The organism is Flavobacterium pasteuri (genome assembly GCF_048286615.1).
Lineage (GTDB): Bacteria > Bacteroidota > Bacteroidia > Flavobacteriales > Flavobacteriaceae > Flavobacterium.
In genome coordinates this window covers 355,592-370,594 of the sequence record NZ_JBLVPN010000002.1, presented here as the reverse complement: position 1 = coordinate 370,594, position 15,003 = coordinate 355,592, and the positions used below count along the sequence as shown (strand labels likewise).

At 34.1% G+C, this 15,003-nt stretch carries 11 protein-coding genes; 1 reads left to right on the top strand and 10 read right to left on the bottom strand.

The annotated features are described in order from the left end of the window. Nucleotides 1–65: 65 nt before the first annotated feature. The 3 genes from pruA to ACNQF6_RS04265 form a co-directional block, all read right to left on the bottom strand. Nucleotides 66–1,691 (bottom strand): L-glutamate gamma-semialdehyde dehydrogenase, encoded by a 1,626-nt coding sequence (gene pruA / locus ACNQF6_RS04275; RefSeq protein WP_417963561.1) that lies wholly within the window; start codon nt 1,689–1,691, stop codon nt 66–68. A gap of 106 nt (nt 1,692–1,797) precedes the next feature. Continuing rightward, nucleotides 1,798–2,184, bottom strand: a complete 387-nt coding sequence (gene apaG / locus ACNQF6_RS04270) for a Co2+/Mg2+ efflux protein ApaG (RefSeq protein ID WP_315206627.1) — start codon at nt 2,182–2,184, stop codon at nt 1,798–1,800. Between the two features lie 76 nt (nt 2,185–2,260). Beyond that, nucleotides 2,261–3,526 (bottom strand): type IX secretion system plug protein, encoded by a 1,266-nt coding sequence (locus ACNQF6_RS04265; RefSeq protein WP_417963559.1) that lies wholly within the window; start codon nt 3,524–3,526, stop codon nt 2,261–2,263. 170 nt (nt 3,527–3,696) lie between these two features. Between ACNQF6_RS04265 and ACNQF6_RS04260 the strand changes: the two genes are divergently transcribed. Continuing rightward, complete coding sequence (locus ACNQF6_RS04260) at nt 3,697–6,507, top strand: M16 family metallopeptidase (protein WP_417963557.1); 2,811 nt, start codon at nt 3,697–3,699, stop codon at nt 6,505–6,507. A gap of 65 nt (nt 6,508–6,572) precedes the next feature. On the opposite strand, the gene ACNQF6_RS04255 is transcribed toward ACNQF6_RS04260, so the two are convergent. From ACNQF6_RS04255 to gpmI, 7 genes are all read right to left on the bottom strand, one after another. After that, the gene (locus tag ACNQF6_RS04255; RefSeq protein ID WP_417963555.1) at nt 6,573–7,343 is read right to left on the bottom strand and encodes a class I SAM-dependent methyltransferase; all 771 of its coding nucleotides are present in this window, start codon (nt 7,341–7,343) and stop codon (nt 6,573–6,575) included. Beyond that, nucleotides 7,343–8,161 carry a type I methionyl aminopeptidase gene (gene map, locus ACNQF6_RS04250; protein ID WP_121342801.1) on the bottom strand — a complete coding sequence of 273 codons (819 nt, stop codon included), beginning with the start codon at nt 8,159–8,161 and terminating at the stop codon, nt 7,343–7,345. Before map ends, ACNQF6_RS04255 begins: the two co-directional genes overlap by 1 nt. Before the next feature lie 44 nt (nt 8,162–8,205). Beyond that, nucleotides 8,206–9,594 carry a TolC family protein gene (locus ACNQF6_RS04245; RefSeq protein ID WP_417963553.1) on the bottom strand — a complete coding sequence of 463 codons (1,389 nt, stop codon included), beginning with the start codon at nt 9,592–9,594 and terminating at the stop codon, nt 8,206–8,208. Beyond that, the gene (locus ACNQF6_RS04240; RefSeq protein WP_417963551.1) at nt 9,594–10,940 is read right to left on the bottom strand and encodes an HlyD family secretion protein; all 1,347 of its coding nucleotides are present in this window, start codon (nt 10,938–10,940) and stop codon (nt 9,594–9,596) included. The genes ACNQF6_RS04245 and ACNQF6_RS04240 overlap by 1 nt, the downstream gene beginning before the upstream one ends. Nucleotides 10,941–10,942: 2 nt before the next feature. Further along, on the bottom strand, nt 10,943–12,604 hold the full coding sequence (locus ACNQF6_RS04235) for a peptidase domain-containing ABC transporter (RefSeq protein ID WP_417963549.1): 1,662 nt from the start codon (nt 12,602–12,604) through the stop codon (nt 10,943–10,945). Between the two features lie 15 nt (nt 12,605–12,619). Further along, nucleotides 12,620–13,291, bottom strand: a complete 672-nt coding sequence (locus ACNQF6_RS04230; protein WP_417963547.1) for a TetR/AcrR family transcriptional regulator — start codon at nt 13,289–13,291, stop codon at nt 12,620–12,622. Between the two features lie 124 nt (nt 13,292–13,415). Beyond that, nucleotides 13,416–14,933 carry a 2,3-bisphosphoglycerate-independent phosphoglycerate mutase gene (gene gpmI, locus ACNQF6_RS04225; protein WP_417963545.1) on the bottom strand — a complete coding sequence of 506 codons (1,518 nt, stop codon included), beginning with the start codon at nt 14,931–14,933 and terminating at the stop codon, nt 13,416–13,418. Nucleotides 14,934–15,003: the final 70 nt, after the last annotated feature.

Genomic DNA, 15,003 nt, shown 5'->3' with positions numbered 1-15,003 from the left:
ATTCGGCTTTTTACTATTTGTATGTTCTTTAAGACTTTTGACTTTTAAACTTTACGACTAATTTATTATCCTAAAAATGGATATCTATAGTTCTCTGGAGTAACAAAAGTTTCTTTGATGGTTCTTGGAGAAACCCAACGCAATAAGTTTAATACAGAACCAGCTTTGTCATTAGTTCCTGAACCTCTAGCTCCACCAAATGGTTGTTGTCCTACAACAGCACCTGTTGGTTTGTCGTTGATGTAGAAATTACCTGCGGCATTTTCTAAAACTTTCATTGCATATTCTATGGCATAACGGTCTTGGCTCAAGACAGCTCCTGTTAATGCGTACTCAGAAGTCGAATCTACTAATACAAGTGTTTCTTCCCATTTAGCATCTTCGTAAACGTAAATTGTCAATACTGGTCCGAATAATTCGGTTTCCATTGTACTGTATTTTGGATTTGTAGTTACGATAACGGTAGGCTCTATAAAATAACCAACAGACTTGTCGTAATTTCCTCCTGCAATAATTTCGGCATCAGCATCTTTTTTAGCTTGGTCAATAAAACCGGCTAATTTGTCAAATGAACCTTCTGAAATTACGGATGAAACGAAATTATTGGTGTCTCCTGGAGATCCCATTTTCATAGAAGCTAAATCGGCTACTAATAATTTTTTTACTTCCGGCCATATAGATTCTGGTACATAAGCTCTTGAAGCAGCAGAACATTTTTGTCCTTGGTATTCGAAAGCTCCTCTGGAAAGTGCTGTAGCAACTTGAGCTGGTATAGCTGATGAATGTGCTACAACAAAATCTTTACCACCAGTTTCTCCTACGATTCTAGGATATGTTTTGTATTTGCTGATGTTTTGTCCAATTTTTCCCCAAATGTCATTGAAAACACGAGTGGAACCTGTAAAGTGAATTCCTGCGAAATCTGGACTTCCTAATAAAGTTTCAGAAATCATTGCTGAGTCTCCATAAACTACATTGATTACACCATCCGGTAATCCTGCTTGTTTGAATACTTCTACGATTACATTTGCAGAATAAATTTGTGTAGCACTTGGCTTCCAAACTACAACATTCCCCATCAATGCTGGAGCAGCTGGTAAATTACCTGCAATTGCTGTAAAGTTAAATGGAGTGATGGCATAAACAAATCCTTCAAGTGGTCTATGCTCTAATCTGTTCCAAACACCTTCTGATGAAACGGGTTGTTCAGCATAAATTTGAGTCATGAACTGTACGTTATAACGTAAAAAGTCTATAAATTCACATGCTGCATCAATTTCAGCTTGATGTACTGTTTTTGCCTGAGCAATCATAGTAGCTGCATTTATTTTTGCACGGTAAGGTCCAGCAAGCAATTCAGCAGCTTTTAAAAATATCGAAGCTCTGTGTTCCCACGCTAAATTTGCCCATTTCTTTTTAGCTTCTAGAGCAGTTGAAATGGCTTTTTCTATATGTTCTTTATTTGCTTCGTGATACTGTCCCACAGTGTGTTTGTGGTCGAAAGGAGGATTTATTGATTGAGTTTTTCCTGTACGGATTTCTTCTCCTCCAATGTATAAAGGCACATCTACTGTTTCATTATACATTTTATTGAAAGTGGCTAGAACTTCTTCTCTTTCCGGACTTCCTGGAGCGTATGACTTAACGGTTTCGTTAAACGCTTTTGGGACGTTGTAAATTCCTTTTGGCATATTAATAGATTTTAATTAGAATCAAAAATTGAGCTGTAAAGGTAGCAATAATTCATCAATCAGAGAATCAGATTGGAAGTTAAAATTCTAATAAAAGAGTTGTGATTTAATTCAAAGCAAACGGCGCACATAACCTAAAAGTAGGTACGATAACTTTGAAGTTTCTTGTAGAGGTGAAGTTAATCATGTTGAAATATCCTTTCATGGCACCATAAGGCGAAGAAAGTAAACAACCAGAGCTGTAGGTGTGTTGCTCGCCGGGTTTTAATACTGGTTTTTTACCAATTACACCTTCGCCATCGACTATTTCTATTGCATTTAGAGAATCGAAAATTTCCCAATGACGAGAAATCAACTGAACAGAATCTTTACTGTGATTTTCAATTGTGATTACATAACTAAAGGCAAAGTGAATCTTGTAGTTTTTGAAGTAGGTTCCTTCAAAACTAGTCAAAACTGAAATTTTTATACCTCTTGTTATTTGAGAAACCATGATTAAATGGATGAATATGTTTATTGACAAATTTACAAAAAATTGAACTCGTTTTGCTAAATTTTAAAAAGTTTTTTTAGTTGGTAATATTTAAGGAATTTGCCATTCCTTTCCCAACAACTCTATCGTATCGATCTGTGTTTTCTCTGTAATAAACGAGTACGGTGTAATCATTTTCGGTTTGATAAAAATTCCCGTCAATTGCATTTTCATAGTCAATAACTCCTTTATCATCAGCTACAATATATTGATAGTTTGTAAAACCCTGCTTAACCAAAATAGCTTTTTCATAAACGCTCTTTTGGGAATTATAATCCATTTTGTATTCTGGTGTCAAATTGTAATTATTAAACATTCCGCCAACATAAATATTTTTTTTCATTCTAAAAGTAGGGGCAGAAAGACTGAAATAAACCCAAACATAATCCGCTTCGATTTCAGGATTAGTGGTATTTATGTTATTAACAACAAAATCACCATTAACATCTTGGGTAAATGAATAAGGGAAATTTGTTCGTGCGCCATTAGTGTACAAATAGGAACCATAAATTGCGGTATTAGAGTCTATGCGCGCTATATTGTTACTTGCAGAGCGGATGTCTTTGTTCTCAAAATATAGAAATTCATTTCCTGCCCAAAACTGTGTTTCAAGGTCATATTTGTAAATCAAGTCATTTCCAATGGTATATTGTGGAACTATATTTTTTATGGTAGTATTAAATTGTCCGTTTTGAAGTAAGACTACTTTAACGTTCTTCATTGGATTTTGAAATGTAATTACGCTTGATTTTATAGAGAATTCTAAATTGTGTTTCAGTTCTATATTGCTTACTGTTCGTGCTCGCTTAACCTGCATTGGAACCGTAACAAGATCTTCGCTTAAAATGAATTTTCTGGAAAATACCACTTCTTTATTTTCGTCTAAAACTTTTATGATATAATTTCCACTGATTCGCAACTGCTGTGTAAATTGATTGGGAATTGATAATTTGTAGTGGGAAAAGATTTGTAATGTATTGAAGGAATTAGTATAGTCTTGAATTCTTTGATTGTCAAAACCTTGTAAATATTCGTTTTTTGGAATTGCGGTAGGATTCCAGTTGTAATCGCAATGAATTATTTCGTAATAATAGTTAGCTTCATTACCAAAAAGATCATCAAACTGCAATTGAAATCCTTCTCCTAATTTAAAAATTGGAAGCACATTTCGATCGCTCTGTAAAAAAGAAATCGTCTTAATATTGTAAGGTGCAGCTACTTCTTTTTCGACTTGTCCAAAGGAAGAATTAGCTGTGAATGCAAAAAGTAAAAAGATGGCTATTTTAAAAAAAGGTTTTATCATTTTGCAACGCTTAAAGATTTTGTAAATATAAGGAATACTCCCCGTATTTATCCAAGTATGTAATTTTAGACAGTAAGTATTTTTTGTATGTAATTTCTGTTAATTAAAATATAATATTTTTAAAAGTTAAGAGTTATCTTATTATTTTTACTTCAAATATATCTAACCCTATGAAAAAAATCAACAATTTAGTATTCGGGATTATGCTGTTTCCATTGGCTGCTTTTGCACAGCAAATGGATTATTCAAAGGCCATTCCGTTTGATCCTAGTGTAAAAACAGGCAAGCTTGAAAATGGCTTAACCTATTACATCAAGAAAAATGCCAAACCAGAAAAAAAAGTAGATCTTAGACTAGTAGTGAATGCTGGTTCTATCCTTGAGGAGAATGATCAACAAGGATTGGCTCACTTTATGGAGCACATGTGTTTTAATGGTACTAAGCGTTTTCCAAAAAATCAATTAGTTGATTATTTGCAAAGTATTGGTGTAAAGTTTGGGCAACACTTAAATGCGTATACCAGTTTTGATGAAACGGTTTATTTTTTACCAATTCCATCTGACAGTCCTGAAAAATTAGAAAAAGGATTTCAAATTATTGAAGACTGGGCTTTTAATACCGTTTTGACACCAGAAGAAATTGATAAAGAAAGAGGCGTAGTTTTAGAAGAATACAGATTGGGTTTAGGTGCTCAAAAAAGAATGTTGGGTCGCTACATTTCAAAAATGATGCATGAGTCACACTATGCGGAGCGTTTGCCAATTGGTCAAAAAGAAATTTTAGAAAAATTTAAACACCAATCGCTAATTAATTTCTACAAAGATTGGTATCGTCCAAATTTGATGAGCGTAATTGTTGTTGGTGATATTGACGTAGCAGAAATGGAGAAGAAAATCATTTCTCATTTTTCAGGTTATAAAAATCCAGCCAAAGAAAAACCTAGAAAATTTTATGACGTTCCTAATCACAAGGAAACTTTTGTAGCTGTTGAAAGTGATAAAGAAGCTTCAAGCGCTCAAGTACAATTGATTTACAAAGATTATGGAGCTCCAAAACCTATCGTAAATATTGGAGATTTCAAAAATTACATTGTCGAAGGATTGTTCTCTACGCTTTTAAATACGCGATTGGATGAACTTACAAATTCAGCGACACCTCCATTTACCTACGGATATTCGTATTATGGCGGAACTTTTGCCAGAAATAAAAAAGCGTATCAGTCTGTGGCAATGTCTCAGGAAGATAAGCAATTAAGTGCTTTGAAAGTATTGATAACTGAAAATGAAAGAGCTAAGAAATTTGGATTTACACAAGGTGAATTAGATCGTTCGAAATTAGAATTTCTTGCTTCTATTGAAAAAGCATATAACGACAGAGACAAAACGAATTCAGTAAATTTTGTTGGAGAATACCAGGCTAATTTCTTGGAAAAAGAGCCGGTTCCTGGGATTGAATGGACGTATCAAACCATGAAACAATTGATGTCTTTGATTGATTTAAAGGATGTAAATAGCTTAATTAAAGATTATGTAAAAGAAGACAACCGTGTCATTATTCTTACTGGCCCTGAAAAAGAAGGTTTAAAAAAAGTTACAGAACAACAAGTTCTTGATGCTTTGAAAATTAATACTGAAGATATTAAGCCTTATGAAGATGCTGCCGTTGCGACAAGTTTGATAAGAAACGAAGTTAAACCGGGTACAATTGTTAGTCGTGAAAGTAATGTTAAAATTGGAACTAAAACGGTAGTGTTATCTAATGGTGTGAAAGTAACGTATAAGAATACAGATTTCAAAAATGATGAGGTTCTTTTTGAGGCAGTTAGTCTTGGAGGAACTAATTTATACTCTAATGAGGATATGAAAAAAGTTCAATTTGCTAACGGGGCCTTGGCGGAAGCCGGATTCTCAGGATTGAAATTGAATGATATCAATAAATTTATGACGGGTAAAATAGCGAGAGTAAATCCATATATAGCTGGAACTACTGAAGGTTTAAGAGGAAATTCTACTCCGAAGGATTTAGAATATTTGTTCCAAATGACGCATGCGTATTTCACCGATTTAAATATGGATGTGACCGCTTTTGAAGGCTACAAACAAAAGCAATCGGCTTTCTTTAACAATATGGCTTCACAACCTAGTTTTTATTTTCAGCAAGAGTTTTATACGTATTTGAATAAAGAAAATCCTAGATTTAACGGGTTGATTCCTTCTGAAAAAACTTGGGGAGAAACGGATTATGCATTAGCGTACAATAAATACAAGGAGCGTTTTGCTAATGCTGCTGATTTTGAGTTTTATTTCGTTGGAAATATTGATGATAAAACTATGGAAGCATATTCCATTAAATATTTAGCATCTTTACCTGCGACTGATAAAAAAGAGAAAGCCGTAGATTTAGGCTATAGAATGCTAAAAGGAGATTTGAAAAAAGTCGTTAATAAAGGAACAGATCCTAAAAGTAACGTAACGATCATGTATTATGGAGATGCAAAATATTCTACAAAAGATGCGATGAGTATGCAAGCATTAGGAGAAGTTTTGACTATAAAACTAATCGAGCAATTGCGTGAAAATGAAAGTGGTGTTTATGGTGTTTCTGCAAGAGGAAGCATGAATAAAGTTCCAAATGGATCGTACAGTTTTACAATTGGTTTCCCATGTGGACCAGATAATGCAGAGAAATTAACAGCTTCTGCTTTAAAAGAACTTCAAAATATTATCGATAAAGGACCAGATGAAAAAGATGTGGCTAAATTTAAAGAAGGGGAATTAGCTGATTTCAGAAAAGACAGTAAGGAAAACAGATATTGGTTGTCTAATTTCACAAGATCGTACACCAATGGAAGTAACGCTGAAGAAGTCTTGAAATTTGAAGAAACTGTAAACGCAGTAACGGCTAAAGATATTCAAGATATTGCAAAAAAATATCTTACAAAAGATAAAGTAATTGGAATGTTGATGCCTGAAAAAAAATAAACCAACTCAATTTATAAACTAAAAACCTGCTAAAATAAACTTTAGCAGGTTTTTTATAGTGTAAATTATTTAAAACAAACTGGAATAATTTCCCCTTTGGCTAAACAATATTTCTCTACTAATTCAGGGGCAATTTTATTTGTGTAATCTTCTTCAATTACTTTAAACCCAATGCTTCGTAATTTATCAAAATAATCACGGCCATAAATACGAACGTGATCGTATTGACCAAAGATTTTAGCGCGTTCTTTTTGATCCGTAATGGAATCATCGGCAAAAGTTGTTGCTCTTGATAAATCCTGCGGAATTTGTAAAATAGCCATTCCGCCTGGTTTCAAAACCCGATACAATTCCTGCATGGCTTTAGTTTCATCCGGAATGTGTTCTAAAACATGATTGCAAAGAATAACATCATAATGATTGTCTTCAAAAGGTAAATTACAAATATCAGCTTTTACATCCGCTAACGGTGAAAACAAATCGGTTGTAGTATAGTCCAGATTTTTCTGGTTTCTAAACAATTTATAAAAAGCTTGTTCTGGCGCAAAATGCAATACTTTCTTTTTTGCTGCCGAAGTAAAAAAGTCAGTTTCGTTATTTAAATACAACCACAATAAACGATGCCTTTCCAGGGAAAGTGTACTTGGCGAAAGCACATTATTTCTTTGTGTTTCGTACCCATAAGGCAACATCGATTTAAAGCTTTTTCCATCGATTGGGTCGGTGAAATTAGTTCCTCTTAATGAAAAAGCGATAATAGGACGCGCTACATAACTTAAACGAATAAGTATAGGACGCGGGATAGTATTGAGTACAAGTTTAAATAGTTTTTTCATTACAGCACTAAAGGTGTTTGTCTAAACTCATCTTCTTCATTACTTACAATTCCTAACGCTTTGTAGATGTATCCAAAAGTTGATAAAATCTCCGGTTTCCCATCAATAATCGCAACGTCATGCTCAAAATGGGCACTTGGTTTTCCATCGGCAGTAAGGATCGTCCAGCCGTCTTTTAATTGTTTGATGTTTCGGGTACCCATATTAATCATCGGTTCAATAGCGACAACCATTCCTTCTACAAAAAGTTTTCCTCTCCCTTTTTTACCATAATTAGGCATTTCAGGATCTTCATGCATTTTTTGTCCTACGCCATGACCTACTAATTCACGAACAACGCCATAACCATGCGCTTCTGTATATTTTTGAATTGCATTTCCTACGTCTTCTACACGATTTCCTAATTTGAATTCGCGGATTCCAACGTATAAAGATTCTTTGGTTACCTGCAATAATTTTTTTGTTTCAGGAGCGACTTCACCTATTTCAAAAGAATAAGCATGATCGCCATGGTATCCATTTTTATATGCGCCACAATCTACTGAGATTACATCACCACTTTTTAAAGGTGTATTGTTTGGGATTCCATGAACAACTTGTGCGTTTGGACTCATGCAAAGTGAATTTGGGAAGCCATATAATCCAAGAAAACTTGGTTCAGCTCCATGGTCACGAATGAATGTTTCGGCTAATTTATCCAGGTATAAAGTCGTAACTCCTTCTTTTATTTCAGAAGCAATCATTCCTAATGTTTTTGATACGATTAAGGCACTTTCGCGCATTAATTCTATTTCTTCACGTGATTTTACTATAATCATAATTTCGAATTTTCAGTTTGCAAAAGTACAATTTTATAAATTATTTAATCCGGATTAGCCATTATTTTAAAAAGCTCTGAATTTGAAATGTAAAAACGGTTCTCCAAAGCTATCTTTGAAAGCTGTGCACTGACTAAATTATTCTCTCGTGTATTGATTAAAAACAAGGAACTTTCACCAAAAGAAAACAATCTTTCCTCTGAATTTAACATCGTTAGATTATCTTCTACTAATCCTTTGATTAGTTCCTTTTGTCTTAGCAAGGATTCAATTTCCATCCTTTGTGCATTTATTTTATTGGTCAGTTGTACTTTTTCTAAATCCAATGTAAATTCGGATTCTTGAACTTTGTATTTCGCCAGTTTCAAACTACCACGTTCTTTTCGAAGAAACAAAGGGAAATAAAAATCCAATCCAATTTTATAATCCTCAAACTGATAATTATCAATGTAACTGGGTTCTGATATGTAAGAATAACCTACATCAATTTTTGGCAAAAGCATATTGGCCTTTAATTTTTTTTCCACATTTAGCATGTCAATCTTACTTTGTAGCGCGTTGATTTTTGGGTGATTGGTAATGGAGAAATTTGTATTCAATAAATCATTGGTTTTTAAACTTTCCTGAATCGTAAATTCCAATTGCGTTTCGGGAATCAATTCATCGGATATTTCCAGTGGAATATTGTTTTCCAACCAAAGAAAATTAGAAAGTTCTAATTTGGCTTTAGCCAATTTAAGCTTGGAGTCTTCCAGATTCAGGATTCTGTTTTTTACAATAATTCCCGCTTCAACGCTGTCAATTGCAGGTTTGTCACCTTGCTGGATTAACGACTGAATTCCCTTGAACCTAATTTGTGCATTCTTGTTGTATTCTTCATACAATTGCACTTCATTGAAGTTTTTCTTCCAATTAAAATAAGCCAAAGAAGCATCATATAAAACTGTAATAGCTTGCAGTTTTCTTTCTGCTTGGCTCAATTGCATTTGCATTTTTGCTTTTCGAACATCAGCCATTCTTTGATTAATAAACAAACCTTGTCCAAGCGGAACCGTTACGCCCAACGAGGTTAATCCTTGATTTGGAAGTGTGTTTTGTGGATTCAAGTAAACACCTTCGCTATTGTCAAATCCAGCTTTAATCTCGATTCCATACCAAGTTGGGATTTTGAAACTGCTGTTCAAAATGGAATAATATTCCTTGTCTTTGAATTGTTTTTTGCTAAAATCGACTTCAATTTTTGGATCAAATCCACCACGAGCCATCATCAAATTAGCTTGTGCTTTATTGATTTCCAAGTTGGCATTCTTCACCAGCGGATGGTATTTTTTCACATACCCCAGAAACTCGGTGTAGGTAAGTTCTTTTGATGCGATTTCTTGAGCAGTTACAGAAAAACCAAAGAATAAAAGCGCTAAAAATACATGTTTCATTATTTCTTTTCTTTTGTGGTTTTGGTCGTTGGTTTGTAATAATTTGGCGGAAATCCGTTCAATGTTCTCCAAATTTCAAACCAAACTGGAACATTATGCAACAAGGCAATAGTCTGTGCTCCAGCTCCTATGCTTAATTGTTTCGGCCATTTGGCTTCTTTTTTATCGGGAGCGATTAATACGCGGTATTTGCCATTTTCACTGATGAAATTTTCAATAGCAACAATTTCTCCACCAAAAGTTCCATAAGACATATCAGGCCATCCTGAAAATACAATTGTTGGCCATCCATCAAACCAAACCCGAACTTTTTCTCCTTTAGCCAATAAAGGCAGATCAATTGGGTTTACAAAAGTTTCTACCGCTATATCATATTCGGATGGCATTATGGTTGCTATTGGAGTTCCTTCTTTTATTGTTTCCCCAATACCGGACTGCAACGCTCTGTTGATATAACCACTTTGAGATGCTTTGATGTAGTACATGCCATTACGAATACTGTAATTTGCATATTGATTTTCGAGTTTGTTCACCTGAGCATCGGTGTCGTACTGACTGCTGAGCGCTGTAAATTTATCACTATTGGCTTTTGAAACTTTCTCTGCATATTCAGCGCTAATTCTGTTTATTTCAACTTTGGCGTTGATAAATTCGTTTTTGCTTGTTAAGTATTTGTTTTCTTGCGTGATAATTTTAGCTTCTACTTCTTGTAATTTTAGTCTTTTTTCTTCAATATCGGTAAGTGGTTTTAGTCCTTCTTTATTCAGCTGAACGGAACGATCATATTGTGTATTTGCTATTCTCAGCTGGGTTTTTACAGCAACAAGATCCATACTGTCACTCTTTATTTTCAAAAGAGATTGTTTGATTTTATTTTGTGCTTGTTCCAGTTTTAAGACCTTTTCCCTTTCAATGTTCTGAATTTGGCCGGAAAGTGTACTTACTTTAGAACCATACGATTGTAAAGATTGTTTCTTAGCATTCATTTGGTTTCTAGTGTTTTCCACTAAATTAGGATCCATATAATCCTCTTTTATTTCAGAGATAAACAGGATTGTATCGCCCTTATTGACAAAATCACCTTCTTGAACATACCATTTTTCTAGTCGACCAGAAATCACACTTTGAATAGATTGTGGTCTCTGGTCCGGTTTTAATGTAGTCACACTTCCAGTTCCTGAAATGTTTTGTGTCCAAGGAAGAAATAGCGCCACAAAGCCTACTATTGAAACGCCCGCTATGATTTTATTTAAAATCCTGTAATGCGGTCTGTTAGTTAAGTTCCTGACGGTTTCGTAACGGTCTAACGGTTCCAGTTTTGTTTTGTTATCTGATATGTTTAGCATGACTAATTATTTTTTAAATCAAGTTGAATCGCCCCATTTTGCATGATGATTCGTCTATTACATTTGGTTTTCCAATATGGGTTTTTAGAAGAAACGATAATCGTCCATTTATTTTTTTCGGAAGTGATGAAGTCAATAACTTCATTAGCTATTTCTTCATCCATCATGTCCGTTGGATCTTCATAAAAAAGCACTTTTGGCTTATGAATGATACTTCTGGCCAGCAATACTTTTTGTGCATTAGAAGACGATAATTGTTTTCCTTCCGGAAAAATGCGAGTCTCCAGACCTTTTGGCAATGATTTGATGAATGACGAAAGTTGGACACCTTCAATGGCCCATCTTAAATCTTCAGTACTTACTGAGTTGTCATTGAAGGTGATGTTAGATAACAGCGTTCCTTCAAATGGTGTTTCACCTTGAATAATGCTGCCTATTTGGGAGCGGTATTGTTTCAGGTTGATTTTTCTGAACGTATCATCATTGATGAAAAAAGAACCAGATGTAGGCTGCAATAAACCAGATAATATTCGGATCAGTGTTGTTTTTCCCGAACCATTGTCTCCTGCTATTGCAATTTTGTCCCCTTGCTCAATTTTCAAGGAAATGTTGCTCAGTATTTCTTTGTCTGAATCCGGAAATTTAAAACTAAGATTTTCTGTTTCTAATGAAATATTGGCATAACAAGTATCACTTTTGAACGTGGTTTCTTCCTCTAATTCCAAGTCGGTTACTTGACCAATTTTTTCAACTGAAGTCAGTACATCGTAGAATGTTTCGAGTCCGAGTATTATTTTTTCAACTGAATTGATGACTAATAAAATGATTATTTCTGCAGCTACAAATTGCCCAATATTCATTTGTTGGGACAATACTAAAAATCCTCCAATCGACAATAAACTTGCAGTGATTAAGATTTTAAAAATAATCAGTTGTGTGAACTGTCTTTGCATGATTTTAAAATGTTTTTCGCGATAATTCAAATAATCACTAACCAAATTATTATTTTTTTGCAAACCATAATTATAGTTCAGGTCATTTTTGAAACTGAAATTATTTCGGGCCATTTCTTGTAACCAGCCTGCCACTTTATATTTGAATTTAGATTCTTTTAAACTGGTTTCTAATCCTGATCTGTATGAAAATTTGAATATAAAATACAAAAGAAAAAACAGTAAAACTCCAAATACAATAAAATAAGGATGGTATAAAGACAATAAAATCAGGCCGAAAGCAATTTGTAAGAGAGCCGCCGAAAAATCGATTAATAGCTTTGAAGTTCCTTTTTGGATGGTCATCGTATCAAAAAAACGATTGGCTAATTCTGGTGGATATGAATTGTATAATTGATCTGTTTTTATTTTTGGCAAGCGAGCAGCAAATTCAAAGGAGGAACGAACAAATATTTTTTGCTGTAAATTCTCGGTAATGCGGAGTTGCATTAATGATAAAATTCCAACTAATGCAACACCAAAAACCACTAGAATAATTAAAACTATCCAAGAAGCGCTGACTCTTCCGGATTGTATAAAGTTAGTGATTGCTTGAATTCCAAGCGGTAACGACAAGCTGATTAATCCTGCAAAGATGGCATAGAAAAATATTTGATAGACATCTTTTTTATCTAATTGAAGTAAGTTGTAGAAACGTTTTAATGGAGTCATAGTAGTTTTTTTAGTTTATCGAAGGACATTTTTGACAAGATTTAAATAAAATTCAGTGGCACTCACGGATTCATTACAATCAGTAATTGTTTTTAAATGTTCCGTTAAAAAATGTTGATGTAAACTCCCTTCAACAATAGTTGATACTAAAGATTTTGCAAAAGGATATTCTGGATTGACCTCTTTGACAATGCCTACAATTCGATTAATCACTCGTTTGTAAATTAAAAAAAAACCTTCTTTGTTTTCTTGATCTACTTCTTTTGTTTGTACTGTTTTTGTGAATTCAGCGATGATGATTTTGTTTAAAATTGCTTCATTGATGTGGTCTGTGTTTGTATCATCAGCAACTTTTTCAGTTACGATAGTGATTGCTTTACTGAGTTTTTCGGCTGGATCCACAATGTTTGTCGTGGCAAAAACCAGTTTGTATTCCATCCAACTCCAGTACCAAGAAGATAAATAAACTAGTAATTTATGTTTGTTTTCAAAGTAGCGATAAATGGAACTTTCGTTAGAACCAATTTTTTCTCCCAACTTTTTGAATGTAAAATTATCGAATCCTATTTCGTGTATCAAGAGGATACTTTGTTCTACAATTTTTTTACCTAAAGGAGATGTTTCAGGGTCCTTAACATAGATTTTTTCGTTGACTTGTATTTTTAAATTGGATAGTATTGTATTCATAATCGATAATATTTTATGCAAATATAATAGTATTACTATTGATAATGAGATTTTAACTTTTATTTATAAAAAAAGCTACTCGTTTGGAGTAGCTTTTAATTCAAATATTGGATGTTAGTTTTGTTTAAAGTAAAGAATGACACGTCATTACCTCAGGTTTTTCTACTCCCATTAATTCCAAGATGGTTGGAGCGATATCGCCAAGAACTCCATCATGAATCACTCTTAAGTCTTTGTCTACTAAAATAATTGGAACTGGATTTGTTGTGTGTGCTGTATTTGGGCTTCCGTCAGGATTAATCATCGTTTCACAATTCCCGTGATCTGCAATTACAATAGTCGTATAATTGTGTGTTAATGCTGTTGTAATTACTCTTTCAACACATTTATCAACCGCTTCACAGGCTTGTATCGCTGCACTCATAATTCCGGTATGACCTACCATGTCACCATTGGCAAAATTAAGACAAACAAAATCTACTTCTTCTTTCTCCAATTCCGGAACTAATGCATCTGTTAGTTCAAATGCACTCATTTCTGGCTGTAAGTCATAAGTGGCAACCTTTGGAGAATTTTTCAAAATGCGGCTTTCGCCAATAAACGGTTGTTCTCTTCCACCGGAAAAGAAGAAAGTAACGTGAGGATATTTCTCTGTTTCGGCTATACGAATTTGCTTTTTATGCGCTTTTTCTAAAACCTCACCAAGAGTTTCTGTAATATTATCTTTATTATAAACGACTTTAACATTTTGGTAAGTTTCGTCATAATTAGTAAGGGTTACATAATACAAGTTTAACTTGTGCATGTTCTCCTCATGAAAATCTTGTTGTGAGAGTGCTTCGGTTAATTCTCTTCCTCTGTCTGTTCTGAAATTGAAAAAGATAACCACATCGTCTTCTTCAATTGTAGCCAATGGTTTGTCATTTTCATCAACTATAACCGTTGGATGAATAAATTCATCGGTTACATTAACCTCATAACTTTCTTCGATGGAAGCAACAGCATTTGTTGAATGAGTTCCAATTCCGTTTACCAATAAATCGTAAGCAAGTTTTACTCTTTCCCAACGTTTGTCACGATCCATTGCATAATAACGTCCCACAACCGAAGCCAGTTTCACGGTAGTATTAGCAATATAATCCTGTAAATCCTGAATGTAATGTTTACCAGATTTTGGATCTACATCACGACCGTCAGTAAAAGCGTGAACGAAAACTTTCTGTAATCCGTGTTGTTGTGTCGCGTCAATCAAGCCACGTAAATGAGAAGTATGAGAGTGTACACCTCCATCTGAAACCAGACCTAAAAAGTGTACTTTTTTATTGTTTATTCTGGCATAAGTAAAGGCGTCAACTAAAACTTGCTCCTTTGCTAAAGTGTCGTGAGCAACGGCAAGGTTAATTTTGGCTAAATCCTGATAGACAATTCTACCAGCACCAAGGTTCATGTGTCCTACCTCGCTGTTTCCCATTTGCCCTTCAGGAAGTCCAACATTTAAACCGTCTGTTCGAAGCTGGGCACTTGGAAAATTTCTATATAAACTGTTAATAAATGGCACATTGGCATTATCAATTGCTGATACTTTAGGGTCAGGAGATTTTCCCCAACCGTCCAAAATCATAAGAATTACTTTCTTGTTCATTATACTATATTTTAAACAAAGATAAAGTATTTCTAAAAATGTTCGAATGAATGGAAATCACTATTATACA